The organism is Stenotrophomonas sp. 59 (assembly GCF_030291095.1).
Lineage (GTDB): Bacteria > Pseudomonadota > Gammaproteobacteria > Xanthomonadales > Xanthomonadaceae > Stenotrophomonas > Stenotrophomonas maltophilia_Q.
This window is the reverse complement of the sequence record NZ_CP127408.1, coordinates 4,477,096-4,498,046: the sequence shown is the minus strand read 5'-3', so window position 1 is coordinate 4,498,046 and position 20,951 is coordinate 4,477,096. Positions and strand designations below refer to the sequence as shown.

Here is a 20,951-nt window from a genome sequence, read left to right as displayed (position 1 = left end):
CTGCTGAAGGTCGGGCAAGGACGGACGCACGGCTCGCGCTCGCGCCCAACCTGACGTTGCGCGCGCGGGCCGCTGGTCTCGCCAACCATCATGGTTGTCCACGCCACGGCGCACTGGCCGAGTATGTTGACGTGGACGATTCCTGCGAAGGAATCCGGCTACTCCCCAAGGGGACGCGCAGCTTAGCACCGCGATCCGCGCGTGGCGCGTTTGCAGACAAACGCGCAGGCAGGGCTGGTTTGTATAGCGATGGCTATATCGCGAGCGCAGCGGTGCCTGGTAGTGCCGGCCGCTGGCCGGCACGCGCAAGGGCGAAAGCGTGCCAAGCAAGCTTGGCACCTACCGAAGCGATTTCATGTCTTTCAGGCGATTGCCGGCCAGCGGCCGGCACTACCTCAATCTTCTTCCGGCGGCAGCACGATGGCGTCGTCGTCGATCGCCAGCTTGCCGGCCATCAGCACGGCCTGGGTGCGGTTGGTCACGCCCAGCTTGCGCAGGATGGCGGTGACGTGGGCCTTGATCGTCGCTTCGGAGACATTGAGGTCGTAGGCGATCTGCTTGTTCAAGCGGCCGGCGCCCAGCATCTGCAGTACGCGGAACTGCTGCGGGGTCAGCTCACGCAGGCGCTGCCCGACTTCGCGCTCCTCGCGTTCGGTCGGCGGCACGTTGTGCGCTTCCGGCGGCGCCCAGGTCTCGCCATCGAGGATGGTGCCGAGTGCATGGCCGATGGTGTCCGAGTCGGCCGATTTGGGAATGAAGCCGAGCGCACCGTGGTCGAGCGCGCGGCGCATCACCGTGGCTTCCTCGCGCGCGGAGACCACCACCACCGGCAGGTGAGGGTGCAGCGAGCGCATGTGCACGAGTGCGTTGAAGCCCTGCGCACCCGGCATGTTGAGGTCCATCAGGACCAGGTCGGCGTCGTTGTGCTGATCGGCCAGCGCGTACAGTGCTTCCACGCTGTCGGCCTCGAACAGTTGTACGCCCGGGATGACCCGCTGCACGGCCCCACGCAGGGCTTCGCGGAACAGCGGGTGGTCATCGGCAATCAGGAGGGTGGTCATGGTCGGGGGGAACCGTGGGGGAAACTGTTCGGGGGCCAAGCCCCTGGGGTCAGAGCCCTTTCCTTGCGGAAAGGGATCTGACCCCGGGTCGTGCATCAGCGTACCTTGCGCTCGTCCACCAGCGACGCCACCACCGACGGATCGGCCAGGGTCGAGGTGTCGCCGAGCTGGTCCGGCGCGTTCTCGGCGATCTTGCGCAGGATGCGGCGCATGATCTTGCCCGAGCGGGTCTTCGGCAGGCCCGGCGCCCACTGCAAGTGGTCCGGCGTGGCGATCGGGCCGATCTCCTTGCGTACCCAGGCGACCAGTTCCTTCTGCAGCTCGTCGCTCGGCGCCTCTTCGGCCACCAGGGTGACGTAGGCGTAGATGCCCTGGCCCTTCACGTCGTGCGGGAAACCAACCACGGCTGCCTCGGCCACCTTCGGGTGCGAGACCAGCGCGCTTTCCACTTCGGCGGTGCCGATGCGATGGCCGGACACATTGATCACGTCGTCAACGCGGCCGGTGATCCAGTAATAGCCGTCCTCGTCGCGGCGGCAACCGTCGCCGGTGAAGTAGCTGCCCGGGTAGGTGCGGAAATAGGTGTCGATGAAGCGCTGGTGGTCGCCGTACACCGTGCGCATCTGGCCCGGCCAGGAGTCACGGATGATCAGGTTGCCCTCGGTCGGGCCGTCCTGGATTTCGCCATCAGCATTGACCAGCGCCGGCTGCACGCCGAAGAAGGGCAGGGTGGCCGAACCCGGCTTCAGATCCATCGCACCGGCCAGCGGCGAGATCAGGATGCCGCCGGTTTCGGTCTGCCACCAGGTATCGACGATCGGGCAACGGCTGTCGCCGACCACCTCGTAGTACCAGCGCCAGGCTTCCGGATTGATCGGCTCGCCCACGCTGCCGAGCAGGCGCAGCGAGGCGCGCGAGGTCTTCTTCACCGGCTCCTCGCCCTCGCGCATCAGCGCACGGATGGCGGTCGGGGCGGTGTAGAAGATGCTGACCTTGTGCTTGTCGATGACGTTCCAGAAGCGCGAGGTGTCCGGGTAGTTCGGCACGCCCTCGAACATCAGCGAGGTCGCGCCGTTGGCCAGTGGCCCGTACACGATGTAACTGTGGCCGGTGACCCAGCCGACGTCGGCGGTGCACCAGTAGATGTCGTCCTCGCGCAGGTCGAACACCGCTTCATGGGTGTAGGCCGCGTACAGCAGGTAGCCGCCGGTGGTGTGCAGCACGCCCTTCGGCTTGCCGGTGGAACCGGAGGTGTAGAGGATGAACAGCGGGTCTTCGGCGTTCATGCGTTCCGGCTCGCAGCTGGCCGGCTGGCTGTCCACCACGTCGTGGAACCAGCGGTCGCGCGGCGCCTGCATGTCCACCGCGCCGCCGGTGTGGCGCACCACCAGCACGGTTTCAACCGTATTCGTGCCGGGCAGCTTCAGCGCGGCATCGACGTTGGCCTTCAGCGGAATCTTCCGGCCACCACGCAGGCCTTCGTCGGCGGTGATGATCAGCTTGCTCTGGCAGTCGCTGACGCGGTCGGCGATCGAGTTCGGCGCGAAGCCACCGAACACCACCGAGTGGATCGCACCGATGCGCGCGCAGGCCAGCATGGCCACGGCGGCGTCGACGATCATCGGCAGGTAGATGGTGACCCGGTCGCCCTTCTTGACCCCGAGGTTGCGCAGCGCGTTGCCGAGGCGGCAGGTGCGCTCGTACAGCTCGCGATAGGTCACGTGCTGGGCCGGCGCATCCGGGCCGTCCGGTTCGAACAGCAACGCTGTCTTGTCGCCGCGCTTCTCGAGCTGGCGATCCAGGCAGTTCACGCTGGCGTTGAGCTCGCCATCCTCGAACCACTTGATGTGGAAGTCGGACAGGTCGTAGCTGACGTTCCTGATCTTCGTCGGCTTGCGCATCCATTCCAGTCGTTCGGCGGCCTTGCCCCAGAAACCATCCGGGTCGGTCAGCGAAGCCTGGTACTGCTGTTCGTAGGACGTCTTGTCGATGCGTGCCTTGGCGGCGAACTGCGGATCGACGGGGTAGATATCAGCCATGGCACCCTCACTTGCACGTTGACTTTGTGTGTGCGGTCGCAGCATTGCGGCGACCGATCCCCCTCAGTTTGCCCCATCCACCCCCGGTCGCGTCACCACTCTGGTTAGACCATGGTCGAAAGTGAGCGCCCAGCAGGGCCGGGTTCGACCAATGGCGAATAGCCGCTATACATAATCGCCCCGCAGTCTCGGCTCGACCGTGCCCCACGCGCGGCATCACCTTGCCACTTGGGAGAGAGGGCAACATGAGCCACCGTACGTTGAAAGCCGTGCGCACACCTTTGGCGGCCTGCCTGTTGGTCGCCCTGGTCGCACCGGGCATGGCGTTCGCAGAGACCGCCAAAGAGAAGGCACTGGAAGCACGCGTTGCCGAACTGGAACGCCAGGTCCAGCTGCTGCTGTCTTCGCAGCAACAACAACAGACGCAGATCAGCCAGACACAGCAGGCCGTAACCGAAGTCCGCACGGTGCAGGCCGAGCAGAAGCCGGTTGCCTCGGTGCCGGCCGGCAAGCAGCCGATCCAGGTCACCACCATCACCCCGGGCGCGGCGCCGGGCACCACGGTCAAGATCGGTGGCTTCATCAAGGCCGATTTCCTGGCCACCCAGACCAGTGACGGCCAGCTGGCCGACGACGCCACCGGGCGCTCGCTGTACCTGCCGGGCCAGACCCCGGTGGAAGGCGCTGGCGGCAGCGGCAAGCGTTCGGGTACCGACTTCAATGCCCACGCCAAGTTCTCGCGCTTCAACCTGGGCATCGACAACGTGAGCGAATCGGGCAACAAGGCCGGTGCGTTCTTCGAGATGGACTTCTTCGGCAATTCGCTGGGCAACCAGACCGCCACCAATACCTACGGTGTGACCCTGCGCCACGCCTACATGTACTGGAACAACTGGATGGCCGGCCAGACCTGGTCCAACTTCATGGACGCGGCCGCACTGCCCGAAGCGGTCGACTTCGTTGGCCCCACCGACGGTGTGATCTTCGTGCGCCAAGCCCAGGTGCGCTACACCCAGGGTGGCTTCAGCGTCGCGCTGGAAAACCCGGAGACCACCACCCTCACCGGTACCCGCAACCCGGTCACCGGGGCATGGACCAACGCCAGCGCCAACTCCGACCGCGGCAGCCTGCCCGATCTGACCATGCGCTATGGCTGGAAGGGTGACTGGGGCACCTTCGGTGTCGGCGGCATCGTTCGCCAGCTGAAGGTCGACAACCAGGCCACCGGCGCCAAGGCCGACAAGGTGGCCGGCGGCCTGACCCTGGGCGGCAAGTGGGTGATGGGTGACAGCGATTCGCTGCACTACCAGCTGACCGGTGGCGAAGGCATCGCCCGCTACATCGGTCTGGGCATCACCGCCGACAGCGCCTACGACGTGGCCCGCGACGAGCTCAATCCGACCGGTGTGCTGGCCGGCTACGTGGGCTGGCGGCATGCGTTCTCGCCGAAGCTGCGCACCAACCTGATCTACGCGCGCAGCGACTACGACAACGACAGCATCCTCGGCCCACTGGTGACCAAGAGCGTGCAGAGCATCCGCGGCAACATCTTCTATTCGCCGCTGCCCAAGGTCGATATCGGCGCGGAGTTGATGTACGGCCGTCGCGAAGTGGAGAACGGCAACAAGGGTGATATCACCCGGTTGCAGTTCACCACGAAGTACAGCTTCTAAAGGCGTGCCGACCAAGGTCGGCACCTACAGAGATTGCGTGCCGACCAACGGTCGGCACCCACAGAGGGAAAGCGTCCCATGTCCAGCACACCCAGCACCGCACACAAAGCGGGCACCCTGACCCAGGGCCACAAGAAGGTCATCTTCGCATCGAGCCTCGGCACGGTCTTCGAGTGGTATGACTTCTTCCTGTACGGCTCGCTCGCGGCCATCATCGCCAAGCAGTTCTTCAGTGGCGTCAATGAAACCACGGGCATGATCTTCGCCCTGCTGGCGTTCGCCGCCGGCTTCTTCGTGCGTCCGTTCGGCGCGGCCTTCTTCGGCAGCCTCGGCGACCGCATCGGCCGCAAGTACACGTTCCTGGTCACCATCCTGATCATGGGCATCTCGACCTTCCTGGTCGGCGTGCTGCCCAATTACGCCACGATCGGTTTTGCGGCACCGGTGATCCTGATCGTGCTGCGCCTTGCCCAGGGCCTGGCGATGGGCGGCGAGTACGGTGGTGCGGCCACCTACGTGGCCGAGCATGCCCCGGACGACAAGCGTGGCCTGTACACCAGCTTCATCCAGTGCACCGCCACGCTGGGCCTGTTCATGTCGCTGCTGATCATCCTGGCCTGCCGCTACTTCCTGGGCAACGAAGCCTTCGAAGCCTGGGGCTGGCGCATTCCTTTCCTGGTCTCGATCCTGCTGCTGGGCATCTCGGTGTGGATCCGACTGCAGCTGAGCGAATCGCCGCTGTTCCAGCAGATGAAGTCCGAGGGCAAGGGTTCCAAGACGCCGTTCCGTGACAGCCTGAAGGGCGGCAATCTGAAGCTGATGCTGCTGGTCCTGCTCGGCGCTGCAGCCGGCCAGGCCGTGGTCTGGTACGGTGGCCAGTTCTACGCGCTGTTCTTCCTGAGCAGCATGCTGAAGGTCGACGCCACCACCTCCTACCTGCTGATTGCCGCGGCGCTGGCGCTGGGCGTGCCGTTCTTCATCTTCTTCGGCTGGCTGTCCGACCGTATCGGCCGCAAGAAGATCATCCTGGCCGGCTGCCTGCTGGCCGCCGTCACCTACATCCCGATCTTCAAGGGCCTGACCCACTTCGCCAACCCGGCCATCGAAGAAGCCCGCAGCAGCTCGCCGGCCCTGGTCGTGGCCGATCCGGCTACCTGCTCGTTCCAGTTCGATCCGGTCGGCCTGCGCAAGTTCACCAGCTCCTGCGACGTGGCCACCGCCGCGCTGACCAAGGCCGGTGTGCCGTACGACGTGCAGCCTGCCGCCGCCGGTTCGCTGGCGATGGTGAACGTGGGCAGCGCCAGCGTCACCTCGTATGAGGCCGCTGGCCTGACCAAGGAAGACGGCAAGGCCAAGGCCGACGCGTTCGGTGCGGAACTGAAGACCGCGCTGACCACTGCCGGCTACCCGGCCAAGGCCGATGGCGCCCGCATCAACATCGCCGGCACGGTGTTCATGCTGTGGCTGCTGGTGCTGTACGTGACCATGGTCTACGGCCCGATCGCCGCTTACCTGGTCGAACTGTTCCCGACCCGCATCCGCTACACCTCGATGTCGCTGCCGTACCACATCGGCAACGGCTGGTTCGGTGGCTTCCTGCCGGCGATCTCGTTCGCGCTGGTGGCCGGTACCGGCAACCTGTACTACGGCCTGTGGTACCCCATCATCATCGCGTTGATGTCGGTGGTGATCGGCGGCCTGTTCCTGCGCGAGACCAAGGACGTGGATATCACCAAGTAGGAACGATGTTCATCGGATGAAGGAGAGGCCGTGGTGCAGACCACGGCCTTTCTGTTCGAGGGAATGGGGGAATTGAGGCGGGGTAGAGTCGACTATCGCGCGCAGCGCGGGGTTTTCATATGTCCCGCCAAGGGCAGTCGACTGACAGTCGACTCTACCCAGTCGGCTCTACCGTTACATGGCTCAGCACCCCGTATAGTCGGCCCATGACCACCACCACCCCGGCCGACCTCCCCGCCATCCTGCACACCCTGCGCAGCACCTGGCAGTCGCAGCGCCCGTCGCTGGACCAGCGCGGGAATGACCTGCGCCGCCTGCGCGAAGCGCTGAAGGCACGCCTGGACGAAATGGCTGCGGCCATCGCCGAAGACTTCGGCCACCGCGCCCACACCGAATCGAAACTGGCCGACGGCATGAGCGTGCTGTCGGCCATCGATCACCTGCGCCGCCATCTGCGGCACTGGTCGAAGCCGCAGCGGGTCGGTGCAGGCTGGCGACTGTGGCCTGCACGCGCGCAGCTGCGGCCGACGCCACTGGGTGTGGTCGGGGTGATCTCGCCATGGAATTACCCGGTCACCCTGGCACTGGTGCCGCTGGCCACCGCAATTGCGGCGGGCAATCACGTGCTGCTGAAGCCGTCCGAACATACCCCGCGCACCAGCGCGTTCCTGGCCGATCTGCTGGCCAGCGTGTTCCCGCCCGATCACGTGGCAGTGGTGCAGGGTGGGGCGGACGTGGCCGCGGCGGTGTCCTCGCTGCCGCTTGACCATCTGCTGTTCACCGGCTCGACGGCCGTGGGCCGCAAGGTGATGGCGGCGGCCGCCGAGCATCTGGTGCCGGTCACGCTGGAACTGGGCGGCAAGTCGCCGGCCATCGTCTGCCGCGATTTCCCACTGGACAAGGCCGCCGCGCGGCTGGCCACCGGCAAGTGGTTCAACGCCGGCCAGACCTGCATCGCGCCGGATTACGTGCTGATCGATACCGCGCGCCAGCGCGAGTTCGTGCAGGCGCTGCAGCAGCAGGTACGCGAGCGCTACGGCGATTTCAGCAGCGCCGACGACTACACGCGGATCATCAACGAAGGCCAGTACCGGCGCCTGCAGGGCTATCTGGCGCAGGCGCGCGAACGCGGCGTGCCGGTGATTCCGCTGGCGCAGGTGGATGAGGCGCGCGCTGACCGCGAGCGCCTGCTGGTGCCGACCGTGGTGCTGGACCCGCCGGACGACCTGGAGCTGATGCGCGAGGAGATCTTCGGCCCGATCCTGCCGGTGCGCGCCTACCCGGACCTCGAGGCGGCGCTGGCCGACGTGCTGTCCCGTGACCGGCCGCTGGCGCTGTATCCCTTCAGCCATGACACGGTGACGGTGGAGCGCATCCTCGGCCAGGTGGTGGCCGGCGGGGTGACGGTGAATGACACGCTGCTGCACTTTGCCGCCGACGGCCTGCCGTTTGGCGGGGTCGGGGCGAGCGGCATGGGGGCGTACCACGGCCGGGCCGGGTTCGACGCGATGAGCAAGCGGTTGCCGGTGCTGTGGCAGTCGCGCTGGGCGGCCAGCGACCGGCTGCGGCCGCCGTATTCGAAGATTGCGGGGTTGTTGCGATTCCTGCTGCGGTGAAGCCACGCATGGCGTGGCTCTACTGGTAGGTGTCAACCTTGGTTGGCACGCGTGGGGCTTCAGCGCCAACCAAGGTTGGCGCCTACCAAAGCAGGGCCGGGTAGAATGCCCCCATGAAGATCGCCTCGTGGAACGTCAATTCGCTCAATGTCCGCTTGCCGCACCTGGAGCAGTGGCTCAAGGACTTCGGCCCGGACATCGTCGGTATCCAGGAAACCAAGCTGGAGGACCACAAGTTCCCCGATTCGGCACTGATCGCCGCGGGTTACCGCAGCGTGTTCGCCGGCCAGAAGACCTACAACGGCGTGGCGCTGCTGTCGCGTGAGCCGGCGCAGGACGTGCAGATCGGCATCCCCGGCTTCGAGGACGAGCAGAAGCGCGTCATCGCCGGCACCTTCGGCGACCTGCGGGTAATCAACCTGTACGTGGTCAACGGCCAGGACATCGGCACCGACAAGTACGAGTACAAGCTGCGCTGGCTGGAGGCGGTGCACGCCTGGACCGCCGAAGAACTGCAGCGTCACCCGAAGCTGATCGTGATGGGCGACTTCAACATCGCCCCGGACGCGCGCGATGTGCACGACCCGGAGGTGTGGAACGAAAACCACATCCTCACCTCCACCGCTGAGCGCGGCGCATTGAACAAGCTGCTGCAGCTGGGCCTGCACGACGGCTTCCGCCTGCACAACGACGAGGCCGGTGTGTTCAGCTGGTGGGATTACCGCGCCGCTGGTTTCCGCCGCAACCTGGGCCTGCGCATCGACCTGACCCTGGTCTCCGATGCGCTGAAGGGCAGTGCGGTGGCCTCGGGCATCGACCGCGAGCCGCGTACCTGGGAACGCCCGAGCGACCATGCGCCGGCGTGGGTGGAACTGGGTTGAGGTAGCGCCGGGCCATGCCCGGCGAGCACAGCGGCGGCAGGGAGACGCCGGGCATGGCCCGGCGCTCCCCCTCGGATCACCGTATGCTCTTGCGGGTGAACAGGTTGACGATCGCCAGCAGGATCACCGCGCCGATCAGCGAGAACAGGAAGGTGCGGATGGTGATCGCTTCGTTGATGCCGCCGCCGAACAGCCAGCCGGAAATCAGCGCGCCGACGATGCCGACCACGATGTTGAGGATGATGCCCTGCTGGGCATCGCGCTTCATGATGATGCTGGCCAGCCAGCCTACGATGCCGCCGACGATCAGCCAGATGATGATGCCCATGATCGAACCTCCGGTGGGGAACTGTGACCAGTTGACGCGCAGGGCTGTGAACCCGTCGTGCAATCGTGTGATGGGCGCGTGCGGATGAGCCTGCCAGCCACCCTTGAGGGCCCGTGGCGTTTCGGCCCGGTGACGGTCTGGCGGCGCCCGCACGTGCCCGGCCATCGCGGTGAACCACAGGCACGGCAGGTGCTGGCACAGGCACTGGGCACCGATCCGGAGACGCTGCCGCTGGTCCGCGACGACAAGGGCCGGCCGGAGCTGAGCGGCGCGCTGGCCCACTACGGCACTGGCTGGAGCCACAGCGGCGAGGTGTTGCTGGTGGCGCTGGGCGAGGGTGTGCGGCTGGGCGTCGACCTGGAACTGCTGCGGCCGCGGGCCCGCCTGCTGGAAATCGTCCAGCGCTTCTTCCACCCCGAGGAAGTGGCCTGGCTGGAAAGCCTGGACGAGGCCGGGCGCGAGCACTGGTTCTTCCGCGTGTGGTGCGCCAAGGAAGCGATGCTGAAGGCGCATGGTCAGGGCATCTCGTTCGGCCTGCACCGCCTGCAGCTGGCACCCGGGGCCGATGGCGCCCTGCACCTGCGCTGGTGCGACCCGGAACTGGGCGAGGCTGCGCGCTGGCACCTGCACGAATGGCAGGCCACTGGGCAGTTCCGCGCCGCATTGGCCTGGTATCCGCACTGAAGCGGGGAATCAGCGTGCAAAACCGGCGATAATGCCGGCATGAGCGAACACCCACTTCCCGCCAGCGTGGCCGCCACGCTGGAACAGGGCCTGGCCAGCATGGGCCTGGACGCCGCGCTGGCGCCGCCGCTGCTGCGCTACCTGGCCCTGCTGCACCGCTGGAACGGCACCTACAACCTCACTGCCATCCGCGACCCGCAGGAGATGGTCACCCGCCACCTGCTCGATTCGCTGGCGATGCAGCCGTTCGTGGCCGATGGCAGCCTGGCCGACCTCGGCACCGGCCCCGGGCTGCCCGGCATCCCGCTGGCGATCGCCTGCCCGGGCCTGCAGGTCACCCTGGTGGAAAGCAACGGCAAGAAGGCGCGCTTCATGCGCGAGGCCGTGCGCCAGCTGGGGCTGGATAATGCCCGCGTGGCCGAATCGCGCGCCGAGGCGCTGGACGAGGCCGGTCGCTACGACCAGCTGACCGCGCGTGCGATGGATACCCTGGCCGGCATCGTCCGCGTCGGCGGCCACCTGCTGCGCCCCGGCGGCGTGCTGCTGGCCATGAAGGGCGTCTACCCGCATGAGGAGATCGCGGACCTGCCGGCTGGCTGGAAGGTGCGTGAAGTGACCCCGCTGAGCGTGCCCGGCCTGGCCGGCGAACGCCACCTGGTCACTGTTACAGGTCCCTGATTCCCGCCGCCAGCCCTTTGTGGAACAAGAGGTTGGCGATTCACGATTTCCGCCCGGGGCCGGTTGTACGCATAATGACCGGTCCCAACCATCCGTCGACGAGGCACACCTGCATGGCCCGCATCATCGCCATCGCCAACCAGAAGGGTGGCGTCGGCAAGACCACGACCGCCGTCAACCTGGCCGCTTCCCTGGCCAACGCACCCAAGCGCGTGCTGCTGGTCGACCTTGATTCGCAGGGCAACGCGACCATGGGCAGCGGCGTGGACAAGCGTGAGCTGGCCGCCTCCACCTGTGATCTGCTGCTGGGCGAGAACAGCGCCGCCGATGTGCGCGTGCAGACCGCCGAAGGCTACGACCTGCTGCCCGGCAACATCGACCTGACCGCCGCTGAAATCCAGCTGATGGGTGAGAGCGAGCGCGAGCAGCGCCTGAAGCGCGCGCTGGCGCCGATCCGCGAGGAGTACGACTTCATCCTGATCGACTGCCCGCCGGCGCTGTCGCTGCTGACGCTCAACGCGCTGGCCGCCGCCGATTCGGTGATCGTGCCGATGCAGTGCGAGTACTACGCACTGGAAGGCCTCAGCGCGCTGGTGGAAACCATCGAAGCGCTGCGCACCAGCCTGAACCCTGCGCTGGAGATCGAAGGCGTGCTGCGCACCATGTTCGATGTGCGCAACAACCTGGCGAACGCGGTGTCGGCCGAACTGACCGAACACTTCGGTGATCGTGTGTTCCGCACCATCGTGCCGCGCAACGTGCGCCTGGCCGAAGCGCCCAGCCATGGCCAGAGCATCGTCGGCTACGACCGTGCCTCGCGCGGTGGCGTGGCCTACCTGGGCCTGGCCGGCGAGATCATCCGCCGCAACAACGAACGCAACAAGGCCGCCAAGGCCGTGGAGACCGTCTGATGACCAGCAGCAAGCCGGCAGCCAAGAAGCGAGGCCTCGGCCGTGGCCTGGATGCGCTGCTGGGCCCTAAGGGGGCGGTCAGCCAGGTGCAGGCCACCACCGCGGTGATCGAGCCGCTGCCGGGCGAAGTGCTGCGCAAGCTGGCCGTGGGCCAGCTGCAGCCGGGCAAGTACCAGCCGCGCCGCGAGATGGACGAGGGCAAGCTGTCCGAGCTGGCCGACTCGATCAAGTCGCAGGGCGTGATCCAGCCGATCCTGGTGCGCCAGCTGCCGGCGGGCAACTACGAAATCGTCGCCGGTGAGCGCCGCTGGCGCGCATCGCAGCTGGCCGGCCTGGACGAAGTGCCGGTGGTGGTGCGCGAGCTGGAAGACCGCACCGTCATCGCGATGGCGCTGATCGAGAACATCCAGCGCGAAGACCTCAACCCGCTGGAAGAAGCCGAGGCGCTGCAGCGCCTGATCAGCGAGTTCACCCTGACCCATGCCGAGGCCGCCGAGGCCGTCGGTCGCTCGCGCGCGGCGGTGTCCAACCTGCTGCGCCTGCTGGAGCTGCCGGTCGCCATCCGCCTGCTGCTGGAAACCCGTCGCCTGGAAATGGGCCATGCCCGTGCGCTGCTGACCCTGGCTCCCGAGCTGGCCGGCAAGCTGGCGCAGGAAGCGGCCGATGAAGGCTGGTCGGTGCGCGAGGTCGAGCGCCGTGCGCAGGCGTTTGCGGCCGGCAAGGTGCCGAGCAACCGCCCGGTGGCCACGCCGAAGGTGCAGCAGGCCGACATCGCCTCGCTGGAAACCGAACTGTCCGAAGCACTGGGTGCCAAGGTGGCGATCAACCATGGCCGCGGCGGCAAGGGCAAGCTGATCATCCACTACACCGACCTGGATACCCTGGACGGCGTGCTGGAAAAGCTGCGTACGCGCCAGGGCTGAACCCGGCGCAGCGACAGGGGATGCGGCCTGTTCCTGCCGCGTCCTGCAGATGACAGGGAACGCACCGCCGCGCACACCGGGGGATGCACTGCTCTCCGGCCCGTGGCTTCATCCAGGGAGCAGGACATGAGCAACGAATACGACGACGTCAGCCCGGACGGCACCCAGATACTGAGGCACCGGCGCGAAAAGGACTTTGTGCTCGCCATCGGCGAAGAACAGCATATCGAGGCGATCAGCGACCACATCGCGCGCCATCTCGGGCCGATCGCCACGGTCCTGCACGAACTCATCTCCGACCTGGTGCACATCGACGTGCACGTGGTGCCGGCCAATGACCACTGCCCGTACCTCCGCCTGGTCACCTCCGGCATGAGCGACCTGCCGATGACCGTGCCCGCCGAGGCGGACGCGGACGTACCGCGCTACATGGAGCTGATGGTGACCCTGCCGGCCGACTGGCCGATGTCCCAGGACGCCTTCGAGGACGAGCGCAACTACTGGCCGGTGCGCCTGCTGAAGGGCATGGCGCGGCTGCCGCACGAGTACGACACCTGGCTGGGCTTCGGCCATACCATTCCCAACGGCCATCCCAGCGAGCCCTATGCACCGGGCGTGGGTTTCGACGGCGCCATCGTGCTGCCGCCGGTCACCACTCCAGATGACTTCGCCACGCTGGAACTGGACGACGGCAAGCGCATCAGCTTCATGAGCCTGGTCCCGCTGTACCCCGAAGAGATGGACCTGAAGCTGAAGAAGGGCGCCGACGTACTGCTCGACCGCTTCGATGCGAAACAGATCAACGATGTGATCGAGCCGGGACGGGTGAACGTCGCGAAGAAGCGTTTCGGTTTGTTCTGAGACCGGTAACATCGGGGGCCTGAACTTCGTTTGCGGGCCCTTCCATGACCATCCTGCTCACCGGCGCTGCCGGCTTCATCGGTGCCTACACCGCCCGCTCCCTGATGGAGCAGGGCCAGGCCGTGGTCGGCCTGGACAACTTCAACGATTACTACGACCCGCAGATCAAGCGCGACCGCGTGGCCGCGCTGTGCCCGACGCTGGACCTGCGCACGCTGGACCTGACCGACCGCGAGGGCCTGGCCGCGCTGTTCGACGAGGTGCAGCCGACCGCCGTGATCCACCTGGCCGCACAGGCCGGCGTGCGCTATTCGCTGGAAAACCCGCAGGCCTACGTCGACAGCAACCTGGTCGGCTTCGTCAACATGCTGGAGCTGTGCCGCCATCGTGGCGTGCAGCACCTGGTGTATGCCTCCAGCAGCTCGGTGTATGGCGACTCGGCCACGCCGCCATTTTCCGAGGACCAGCGCGTGGACCAGCCGCGCTCGCTGTACGCGGCCACCAAGGCCGCCAACGAGCTGATGGCCTACACCTACGCGCAGCTGTACGGCCTGCATGCCACCGGCCTGCGCTTCTTCACCGTGTACGGCCCGTGGGGCCGGCCGGACATGGCGCCGCTGCTGTTCTCGCGCGCGGTGCTGGCCGGGCGGCCGATCGATGTGTTCAACGAAGGCCGCATGCAGCGCGATTTCACACATGTCTCCGACATCGTGGCCGGTATCCTTGGCGCGCTCGCGCATCCGGCCGATGGTCCGGTGCCGCACCGGGTGTTCAACCTCGGCAACCATACGCCGGTCGAGCTGGAGCGCTTCATCAGCGTGATCGAGCAGGCTGCCGGCCGCCCCGCGCAGAAGGTCTACAAGCCCATGCAGCCCGGCGACATGGTGCGCACGATGGCCGATACCCGGCGCGCGCATGACGCTTTCGGCTTCGATGCGGTGACCCCGATCGAACAAGGCCTGCCGCCGGTGGTGCAGTGGTGCCGCGAGTATTTTGGCGATCGCGCCTGAGGATGGACCCTCACATGGCCGGGTTCATCTTCGGATAACCTCGGTTTCGGAGAATGCGCGGTCTTTGTCCCCCCTTGGCCGAGTGCCTTATGAGCCAACCCGAGCTTTCCGTTGTCGTCCCGGTGTTCAACGAGCGCGACAATGTCGCCCCGCTGGTTGCCGAAATCACCGCTGCACTGCGCGGCCGGCTGCCGTTCGAGATCGTCTACATCGACGATCACTCGCGCGATGACACCCTGGCCGTGCTGCAGGGCCTGAAGGCGACCACGCCGGAACTGCGGGTGCTGCACCACGTGAACCAGAGCGGGCAGAGCACCGCCGTGCGCACCGGCGTCAAGCACGCACGGGCGCCCTGGATCGCTACCCTCGATGGTGACGGCCAGAACGATCCGGCCGATATTCCCAAACTGCTGGCCGCGCGCGATGCCGCCGAGGCGCAGGTGAAGCTGTTCGCCGGCTGGCGCGTCAACCGCCAGGACAGCGGCAGCAAGCGCTGGGCCAGCCGCTGGGCCAACGCCATCCGCGCGCGCATGCTGCGCGACGACACCCCCGATACCGGCTGCGGCATCAAGCTGTTCGAGCGCAGCGCGTTCCTCGACCTGCCGTACTTCGACCACATGCACCGCTACCTGCCGGCGCTGATGCAGCGCGCCGGCTGGAAGACCACCAGCGTGCCGGTCAACCACCGCCACCGCACCGCCGGCGTGTCCAAGTACAACAACCTGGGCCGCGCGCTGGTCGGCATCCGCGACCTGCGCGGCGTGGCCTGGCTGATCACCCGCAGCAAGCGCACCGCGGTGGAGGAGCGTTGATGGACCTGGAGCTGCACTGGCTGGACCAGCCGTTGACCTGGCTGTACTGGACCGGGCTGCATGTGACCGGCTGGAAGCTGATCGGTTACACCGGCGCGCTGATGTTCGGCGGCCGCTGGCTGGTCCAGTTCATCGCCTCCAAGCGCGCCGGCAAGCCGGTCATCCCGCGCCTGTTCTGGTACATGAGCGTGATCGGCAGCCTGATGACGCTGAGCTACTTCCTGTTCTCGGCCAAGCAGGACTCGGTGGGCGTGCTGCAGAACCTGTTCCCGGCGTTCACCGCGCTGTACAGCCTGCACCTGGACATCAAGCACCGCGGCTGGAAACGCGACAGGGCCAGCCACTGAGGGCCCCGGGTAGGGCTTGGGGTCGGATCCCTTTCCGCAGGAAAGGGCTCTGACCCCCGTCAGGATCCCCGGCGCATCCACGCATGGCGTGGATCTACGGCATGTTCGTTGGTAGCGCCGGGCCATGCCCGGCGGATGTATCTTTTCCGCGCTGCGCGCTCGCGGGGCATGGCCCCGCGCTACCACGCGCCTCCGGCGCTTGGGTCCCGGCCTGCGGCCGGTTCCCGGCCCTGCCTGCGTTACAGGCAGGACCTTCGTCCCATGCCACGGGCGGTGGGGGGTGCCATGATCGGGGTCTGCCTTCCCGGGAACCTGTGCTCGTGAAAACCCGTCTTGCCGTTGCCCTGCTGATCGCCCTGTCCGCCCCCGCCGTGGCCCTGGCCGCGCCGCCCGCCGCCGCGCCGGCCAGCGTCGCCACCGAATCGCCTGCCGATGCTGCCTTCCGCGCGCTGTACGAGAAGGAATGGAAGTGGCGCCAGCAAGGCGGCGGCGAGGCCAGCGAGGACGAAGACGCCCCGGCCAATGCCACCCGCATGCCCGACGTCGGCCCGGCCGCGCAGCAGGCGCGCCTGAAGGTCTGGGACGAGACCCTGGCCGCATTGAAGAAGATCGACCCTAAGACGCTCTCGCCCGACAACCAGGTCAACTACGCGATCTACCACGACCAGGTGTTCAACCTGGCCGAGGAAGTGCGCCTGCGCGGCTATGAGATGCCGTTCAACGCCGACTCCTCGTTCTGGTCCAACCTGTCCTTCATGGCGCGGCGCGAGATGAAGACCGTGCAGGACTACCAGAACTACATCGCACGCCTGAATGATGTGCCGCGCTACTTCGGCCAGCAGACCGAGAACATGCGCGCCGGCCTGAAGCGTGGTTTCAGCGTGCCGCGTGCGGTGCTCGATGGCCGCGAGGTGTCCATTGCCACCGTCGCCGAGCTGAAGGACCCGACCGAATCGCCGCTGTATGCGCCGTTCAAGAAGCTGCCCAATACTGTTCCGGCCGCCGAACAGGCCAAGCTGCAGGCGCAGGCGCGCGCGGCGATCAGCGGCAAGGTGGTGCCGGCGTTCCAGCAGCTGCGTACCTTCTTCGTCAACGAGTACGTGCCGCAGGCCCGCACCACCCTGGCCGCCGAAGCGATGCCCGATGGCAAGGCGTACTACAAGCAGCAGATCCACGAGTACACCACGCTGGACCTGTCGCCGGACGAGATCCACCGCATCGGCCTGGAGGAAGTCGCACGCATCCAGGGCGAGATGAACGACATCATCAAGCAGGTGAAGTTCAAGGGCAGCTTCGCCGAGTTCCTGACCTTCCTGCGCACCGACCCGCAGTTCTACGCCAAGACCCCGCAGGAGCTGCTGTCGCGCGCCGCGTGGATCTCCAAGCGGGCAGACGGCCAGCTGGGCAAGTACATGACGCTGCCGCGCGCGCGCTTCACCATCGTGCCGGTACCGCCGGATATCGCGCCGTTCTGGACTGCCGGCCGTGGTGGCATGGGCACCTACTGGCTCAATACCTACAACCTGCCATCGCGCCCGCTGTACAACCTGCCGGCGCTGACCCTGCATGAATCCGATCCGGGCCACGCGCTGCAGGGCGCCATCGCCGCCGAGCAGAAGAACCTGCCCGAGTTCCGCCGCAACGCCTACATTTCCGCCTATGGCGAAGGCTGGGCGCTGTACTGCGAGAAGCTGGGCGTGGAGATGGGCATCTACGAAACCCCGTACGAGGATTTCGGCCGCCTGACCTACGAGATGTGGCGTGCGGCGCGCCTGGTGATCGACACCGGCGTGCACAGCAAGGGCTGGACCCGCGAGCAGGCGCTGGCCTACCTGCGCGACCACACCGCGCTGAGCGAGCATGAAGTGACCACCGAAGTGGACCGCTACATCTCCTGGCCGGGCCAGGCGCTGAGCTACAAGCTGGGCGAGATCGCCATCGTGCGCCTGCGTGCGCAGGCCGAGAAGGAGCTGGGCGACAAGTTCGACATCAAGGGTTTCCACGACACCCTGCTGAAGCAGGGCTCGGTGCCGTTGCCGGTGCTGGAACAGCAGATCCAGGCCTACATCGCCGAACGCAAGAAGGCCTGACCCGACGCGTCGCCGGGCCATGCCCGGCGAGCGTGATGTGATCGGGTCGGAGCCCCACCGATGGCGGGGATCCGACCTCCTCTCACCTCACCCCACCGCCCGCGGCTTGGCCACGCGCGCGGCAAACGTCGGCAGCACCAGCAGCGTCAGCACGGTGGCGGTGATCAGGCCACCGATCACCACCGTCGCCAGCGGCTTCTGCACTTCCGCGCCGGAACCGCTGGCAATCGCCATCGGAATGAAGCCGACGATCGCCACCAGCGCCGTGGTCAGCACCGCGCGGATGCGGCTGGAGGCACCGTTGATCGCCGCCTGAAGCGGCACGTCACCGGCATCCAGGCGTTCGCGGATCGCCTGCATCAGCACCAGGCCGTTCAACGTGGCCACGCCGGAGACGGCGATGAAGCCGACCGCCGCCGATACCGAGAACGGCATGCCACGCAGCAATAGCGCGAGGATGCCGCCGACCAGTGCCAGCGGCACGCAGCTGAACACCAGAACGGCTTCCTTGCCGCTGCGCAGGGCCATGAACAGCAGGCTGCCGATCAGCAGGAACACCACCGGCACCACCGTCGCCAGCCGCTTCTCCGCGCGCTGCAGGTTCTCGAACTGGCCGCCCCAGGTCAGGTAGGCACCCGGTGGCAGCGCCACGTCGGCCACCGCTGCCTGTGCCTCGCCGACGAAACCGCCAAGGTCACGGCCACGCACATTGGCCTGCACCACCACGCGGCGGCTGCCGTTGTTGCGGCTGATCTGGTTCGGCCCTTCGCTCACCGTGATGCGCGCCACCGACGACAGCGGAATCACCAGCCCCGAAGGCGTGGCGATCGGCAGCGAGGCCAGCTGGTCCGGATCGTTGCGCGAGGCATCGTCCAGGCGCACCACCACGTTGAAGCGGCGATCACCTTCGAAGATCTTGCCTGCCGCGGTACCGCCGATGCCGGTGGACAGCGCATCACTCACGTCCGCTGCGGTCAGCCCGTACTGCGCCGCCGCCACGTGGTCGATCGCCACGTTCAGCGTGGGCAGGCCGGAAATCTGTTCCACCCGCACATCGGCGGCGCCATCCACCGCACGCAGCTTCAGCGCCACCTGGTCGGCCACCTTCTGCAGCTGGCTGAAGTCATCGCCGAAGATCATCACCGCCAGGTCGGTACGCACGCCGGAAATCAGCTCGTTGAAGCGCAGCTCGATCGGCTGGCTGAACTCAAAGCTGTTGCCCAGCTGCTGCCCAGCCAGTTTCTCGAAACGCGCCACCAGTGCGTCCTTGGCCAGCTTCGGATCGGGCCAGTCCTTGCGCGGCTTCAGCACGATCACGCTGTCGGAGATGTTGGTCGGCATCGGGTCGATCGCCGCCTCGGCAGTACCGGTACGCGAGAACACGGTCTCTACTTCCGGCTGCTTGGCGATCGCTTTTTCCAGTGCCAGCTGCATCGCCAGCGACTGCTCCAGCGAGGTCGAGGGCACGCGCAGGGCTTGCATCGCCACGTTGCCTTCGTCCAGCGTCGGCATGAACTCGCGGCCCAGCAGCGAGAACGAGCCGATGCCCACCACCACCATCATCACCGCACCGGCCAGCACCGTGCGCGGATGCGCCACGGCCTTGCGCACCACCGGCTCGATGCGCGCGCGCAGCACGCGGATCAGCTTGGTTTCGTGCTCGCCATCGTCGGCATGGGCATCGCCGTCCTTCAGTTTCGGCTCGCGCACCAGCAGTGCGGCCATCGCCGGCACGAAGGTGAAGGAGAAGATGAAGGCACCCACCAGGGCCAGCATGAAGGTGGCCGCCATCGGGTGGAACGTCTTGCCCTCCACGCCTTCCAGGGTGAGGATCGGCGCGAACACCAGCAGGATGATCAGCTGGCCGAACGCCGCCGGCCGCGCCATCTTCAACGCCGAATCGGCGGCCACGCGCAGGCGTTCCATCGCGGTCAGCGCACGGCCCAGTTCGGCGCGGCGCTGGCCCAGCATCAGCAGCGTCGACTCAACCACGATCACCGCACCGTCCACCAGGATGCCGAAGTCCAGCGCACCCAGGCTCATCAGGTTGCCGCTGATGCCGAAGCGGTTCATGCCGATCACTGCGAACAGGAACGACAGCGGAATCACCAGCGCGGTGATGGTGGCCGCACGCAGGTTGCCCAGCAGCAGGAACAGCACCACCACCACCAGCAGTGCGCCCTCGGTGAGGTTCTTGGCCACGGTCTTGATGGTGGAGTTGACCAGCACGCTGCGGTCCAGCACCGGCGCCGCCACGATGTCGGCCGGCAGCGATTTGTTGACCTGTTCCAGGCGTGCGGCCGCAGCCTGCGCCACGGTGCGGCTGTTGCCACCGGCAATCATCAGCGCGGTGCCCAGCACGGCCTCGTGGCCGTTGCGGCTGGCCGCACCCAGGCGTGGCGCGCGGCTCAGTTCCACGGTGGCCACATCGGCCACACGCACCACCACGCCATTGCGGGTGGCCACCGGCGCCTGTGCAAGATCCTCGGTGGTCAGCGCCAGGCCATCGGCACGCACCACCAGGCCTTCGCCGGCACGCTGCACGAAACCGGCGCCGGCCTGCACGTTGGAACGCTGCAGCGCGGTGACCAGGTCGGCCAGGCCGAGGCCATGCGCGGCCAGCCGCGCGCTGTCCGGATGCACGCCGTATTCCTTGACGTAGCCGCCGACCGTATCGACACCGGCCAGCCCGGGGCTGGAGCGCATCTGCGGCGCGATGATCCAGTCCTGCACGGTGCGCAGGTAGGTCGCGCGCTCTTCCGGCGTGCGCAGCAGGTTGCCTTCCGGTGTGCGGTAGACCTCGCCGGCCTGCCAGCCGGCTTCACCGGGCTTGGCCAGCTTGGCAGGATCGAACGTGGTGAAGTCCACCGTCCACATCAGCACTTCGCCGAGGCCGGTGGTGACCGGCGACAGCATCGGCGATGCACCATCGGGCAGGTCATCGGCCGCTTCGCGCATGCGCTCGGCCACCTGCTGGCGCGCGAAGTAGATGTCGGTGGCATCGGTGAAGATCGCGGTCACCTGCGAGAAGCCATTGCGCGACAGCGAACGGGTGGTGGTCAGGCCGGGAATGCCGGCCAGCGCGGTTTCCAGCGGGTAGGTTACCTGCCGCTCGATCTGCTCCGGGGTCAGTGCTGGTGCCACCGTGTTGATCTGCACCTGGCGGTTGGTGATGTCCGGTACCGCGTCGATCGGCAGTTTGCCCAGCTGGAACAGGCCCACCGCGGCGATCAGCGCCGCCAGGAACACCACCAGCCAGCGGTGGCGCACCGCTGTTTCAATGATCAGCTTGAACAT

Annotated in this window: 17 protein-coding genes and 1 riboswitch; of the genes, 13 read left to right on the top strand and 4 right to left on the bottom strand. The window is 67.0% G+C overall.

What is annotated here, in order from left to right:
• Positions 1–4: 4 nt before the first annotated feature.
• Positions 5–173, bottom strand: a riboswitch (yybP-ykoY riboswitch).
• Between the two features lie 222 nt (positions 174–395).
• Both QP552_RS20540 and acs read right to left on the bottom strand, forming a co-directional pair.
• Positions 396–1,061 (bottom strand): response regulator transcription factor, encoded by a 666-nt coding sequence (locus QP552_RS20540; RefSeq protein ID WP_005411662.1) that lies wholly within the window; start codon positions 1,059–1,061, stop codon positions 396–398.
• Positions 1,062–1,156: 95 nt separating this feature from the next.
• The gene (gene acs, locus QP552_RS20535) at positions 1,157–3,100 is read right to left on the bottom strand and encodes an acetate--CoA ligase (RefSeq protein WP_286074560.1); all 1,944 of its coding nucleotides are present in this window, start codon (positions 3,098–3,100) and stop codon (positions 1,157–1,159) included.
• 245 nt (positions 3,101–3,345) lie between these two features.
• Between acs and QP552_RS20530 the strand changes: the two genes are divergently transcribed.
• The 4 genes from QP552_RS20530 (at position 3,346) to xth (ending at position 9,010) form a co-directional block, all read left to right on the top strand.
• The gene (locus QP552_RS20530) at positions 3,346–4,773 is read left to right on the top strand and encodes a DcaP family trimeric outer membrane transporter (protein ID WP_111113116.1); all 1,428 of its coding nucleotides are present in this window, start codon (positions 3,346–3,348) and stop codon (positions 4,771–4,773) included.
• Between the two features lie 78 nt (positions 4,774–4,851).
• On the top strand, positions 4,852–6,513 hold the full coding sequence (locus QP552_RS20525) for an MFS transporter (protein WP_286074559.1): 1,662 nt from the start codon (positions 4,852–4,854) through the stop codon (positions 6,511–6,513).
• Positions 6,514–6,719: 206 nt separating this feature from the next.
• A complete protein-coding gene (locus tag QP552_RS20520; protein WP_286074557.1) occupies positions 6,720–8,129 on the top strand; it encodes a coniferyl aldehyde dehydrogenase in 1,410 nt (469 codons plus the stop codon).
• A gap of 113 nt (positions 8,130–8,242) precedes the next feature.
• Positions 8,243–9,010 carry an exodeoxyribonuclease III gene (gene xth / locus QP552_RS20515; RefSeq protein WP_286074556.1) on the top strand — a complete coding sequence of 256 codons (768 nt, stop codon included), beginning with the start codon at positions 8,243–8,245 and terminating at the stop codon, positions 9,008–9,010.
• A gap of 76 nt (positions 9,011–9,086) precedes the next feature.
• Here the strand turns inward: xth and QP552_RS20510 are convergent, their stop codons facing one another.
• Entirely contained in the window at positions 9,087–9,338 is a 252-nt protein-coding gene (locus QP552_RS20510; RefSeq protein ID WP_005411656.1) for a GlsB/YeaQ/YmgE family stress response membrane protein, read from the bottom strand.
• An 84-nt stretch (positions 9,339–9,422) separates the two neighbouring features.
• Between QP552_RS20510 and QP552_RS20505 the strand changes: the two genes are divergently transcribed.
• The 9 genes from QP552_RS20505 (at position 9,423) to QP552_RS20465 (ending at position 17,654) form a co-directional block, all read left to right on the top strand.
• A complete protein-coding gene (locus tag QP552_RS20505; RefSeq protein ID WP_111113120.1) occupies positions 9,423–10,022 on the top strand; it encodes a 4'-phosphopantetheinyl transferase superfamily protein in 600 nt (199 codons plus the stop codon).
• Between the two features lie 39 nt (positions 10,023–10,061).
• Positions 10,062–10,700 (top strand): 16S rRNA (guanine(527)-N(7))-methyltransferase RsmG, encoded by a 639-nt coding sequence (gene rsmG, locus QP552_RS20500; protein WP_010482382.1) that lies wholly within the window; start codon positions 10,062–10,064, stop codon positions 10,698–10,700.
• Positions 10,701–10,813: 113 nt separating this feature from the next.
• A complete protein-coding gene (locus QP552_RS20495; RefSeq protein ID WP_106549809.1) occupies positions 10,814–11,611 on the top strand; it encodes a ParA family protein in 798 nt (265 codons plus the stop codon).
• A complete protein-coding gene (locus tag QP552_RS20490; protein WP_008267278.1) occupies positions 11,611–12,534 on the top strand; it encodes a ParB/RepB/Spo0J family partition protein in 924 nt (307 codons plus the stop codon). Before QP552_RS20495 ends, QP552_RS20490 begins: the two co-directional genes overlap by 1 nt.
• A 126-nt stretch (positions 12,535–12,660) precedes the next feature.
• Positions 12,661–13,395: a suppressor of fused domain protein gene (locus QP552_RS20485; RefSeq protein WP_286074554.1), complete on the top strand. Its 735-nt coding sequence runs from the start codon at positions 12,661–12,663 to the stop codon at positions 13,393–13,395.
• Positions 13,396–13,439: 44 nt separating this feature from the next.
• Positions 13,440–14,405, top strand: coding sequence for an NAD-dependent epimerase/dehydratase family protein (locus QP552_RS20480; protein ID WP_286074553.1), 966 nt, complete (start codon positions 13,440–13,442; stop codon positions 14,403–14,405).
• Positions 14,406–14,494: 89 nt separating this feature from the next.
• Positions 14,495–15,217, top strand: a complete 723-nt coding sequence (locus QP552_RS20475; RefSeq protein ID WP_049443806.1) for a glycosyltransferase family 2 protein — start codon at positions 14,495–14,497, stop codon at positions 15,215–15,217.
• Entirely contained in the window at positions 15,217–15,564 is a 348-nt protein-coding gene (locus QP552_RS20470; protein ID WP_049415940.1) for a lipid-A-disaccharide synthase N-terminal domain-containing protein, read from the top strand. The genes QP552_RS20475 and QP552_RS20470 overlap by 1 nt, the downstream gene beginning before the upstream one ends.
• 320 nt (positions 15,565–15,884) lie before the next feature.
• Positions 15,885–17,654: a DUF885 family protein gene (locus QP552_RS20465; RefSeq protein ID WP_286074551.1), complete on the top strand. Its 1,770-nt coding sequence runs from the start codon at positions 15,885–15,887 to the stop codon at positions 17,652–17,654.
• Positions 17,655–17,741: 87 nt separating this feature from the next.
• Here QP552_RS20465 and QP552_RS20460 read toward each other — a convergent pair whose 3' ends face one another.
• Positions 17,742–20,951: a CusA/CzcA family heavy metal efflux RND transporter gene (locus QP552_RS20460; RefSeq protein ID WP_286074550.1), complete on the bottom strand. Its 3,210-nt coding sequence runs from the start codon at positions 20,949–20,951 to the stop codon at positions 17,742–17,744.

Bases quoted from the DNA above. Each gene is read 5' to 3' on its own strand.
- QP552_RS20540 (WP_005411662.1), bottom strand. From the start codon at position 1,061: ATGACCACCCTCCTGATTGCCGATGACCACCCGCTGTTCCGCGAAGCC.
- acs (WP_286074560.1), bottom strand. From the start codon at position 3,100: ATGGCTGATATCTACCCCGTCGATCCGCAGTTCGCCGCCAAGGCACGC.
- QP552_RS20530 (WP_111113116.1), top strand. From the start codon at position 3,346: ATGAGCCACCGTACGTTGAAAGCCGTGCGCACACCTTTGGCGGCCTGC.
- QP552_RS20525 (WP_286074559.1), top strand. From the start codon at position 4,852: ATGTCCAGCACACCCAGCACCGCACACAAAGCGGGCACCCTGACCCAG.
- QP552_RS20520 (WP_286074557.1), top strand. From the start codon at position 6,720: ATGACCACCACCACCCCGGCCGACCTCCCCGCCATCCTGCACACCCTG.
- xth (WP_286074556.1), top strand. From the start codon at position 8,243: ATGAAGATCGCCTCGTGGAACGTCAATTCGCTCAATGTCCGCTTGCCG.
- QP552_RS20510 (WP_005411656.1), bottom strand. From the start codon at position 9,338: ATGGGCATCATCATCTGGCTGATCGTCGGCGGCATCGTAGGCTGGCTG.
- QP552_RS20505 (WP_111113120.1), top strand. From the start codon at position 9,423: ATGAGCCTGCCAGCCACCCTTGAGGGCCCGTGGCGTTTCGGCCCGGTG.
- rsmG (WP_010482382.1), top strand. From the start codon at position 10,062: ATGAGCGAACACCCACTTCCCGCCAGCGTGGCCGCCACGCTGGAACAG.
- QP552_RS20495 (WP_106549809.1), top strand. From the start codon at position 10,814: ATGGCCCGCATCATCGCCATCGCCAACCAGAAGGGTGGCGTCGGCAAG.
- QP552_RS20490 (WP_008267278.1), top strand. From the start codon at position 11,611: ATGACCAGCAGCAAGCCGGCAGCCAAGAAGCGAGGCCTCGGCCGTGGC.
- QP552_RS20485 (WP_286074554.1), top strand. From the start codon at position 12,661: ATGAGCAACGAATACGACGACGTCAGCCCGGACGGCACCCAGATACTG.
- QP552_RS20480 (WP_286074553.1), top strand. From the start codon at position 13,440: ATGACCATCCTGCTCACCGGCGCTGCCGGCTTCATCGGTGCCTACACC.
- QP552_RS20475 (WP_049443806.1), top strand. From the start codon at position 14,495: ATGAGCCAACCCGAGCTTTCCGTTGTCGTCCCGGTGTTCAACGAGCGC.
- QP552_RS20470 (WP_049415940.1), top strand. From the start codon at position 15,217: ATGGACCTGGAGCTGCACTGGCTGGACCAGCCGTTGACCTGGCTGTAC.
- QP552_RS20460 (WP_286074550.1), bottom strand. From the start codon at position 20,951: ATGTTCAAGCTGATCATTGAAACAGCGGTGCGCCACCGCTGGCTGGTG.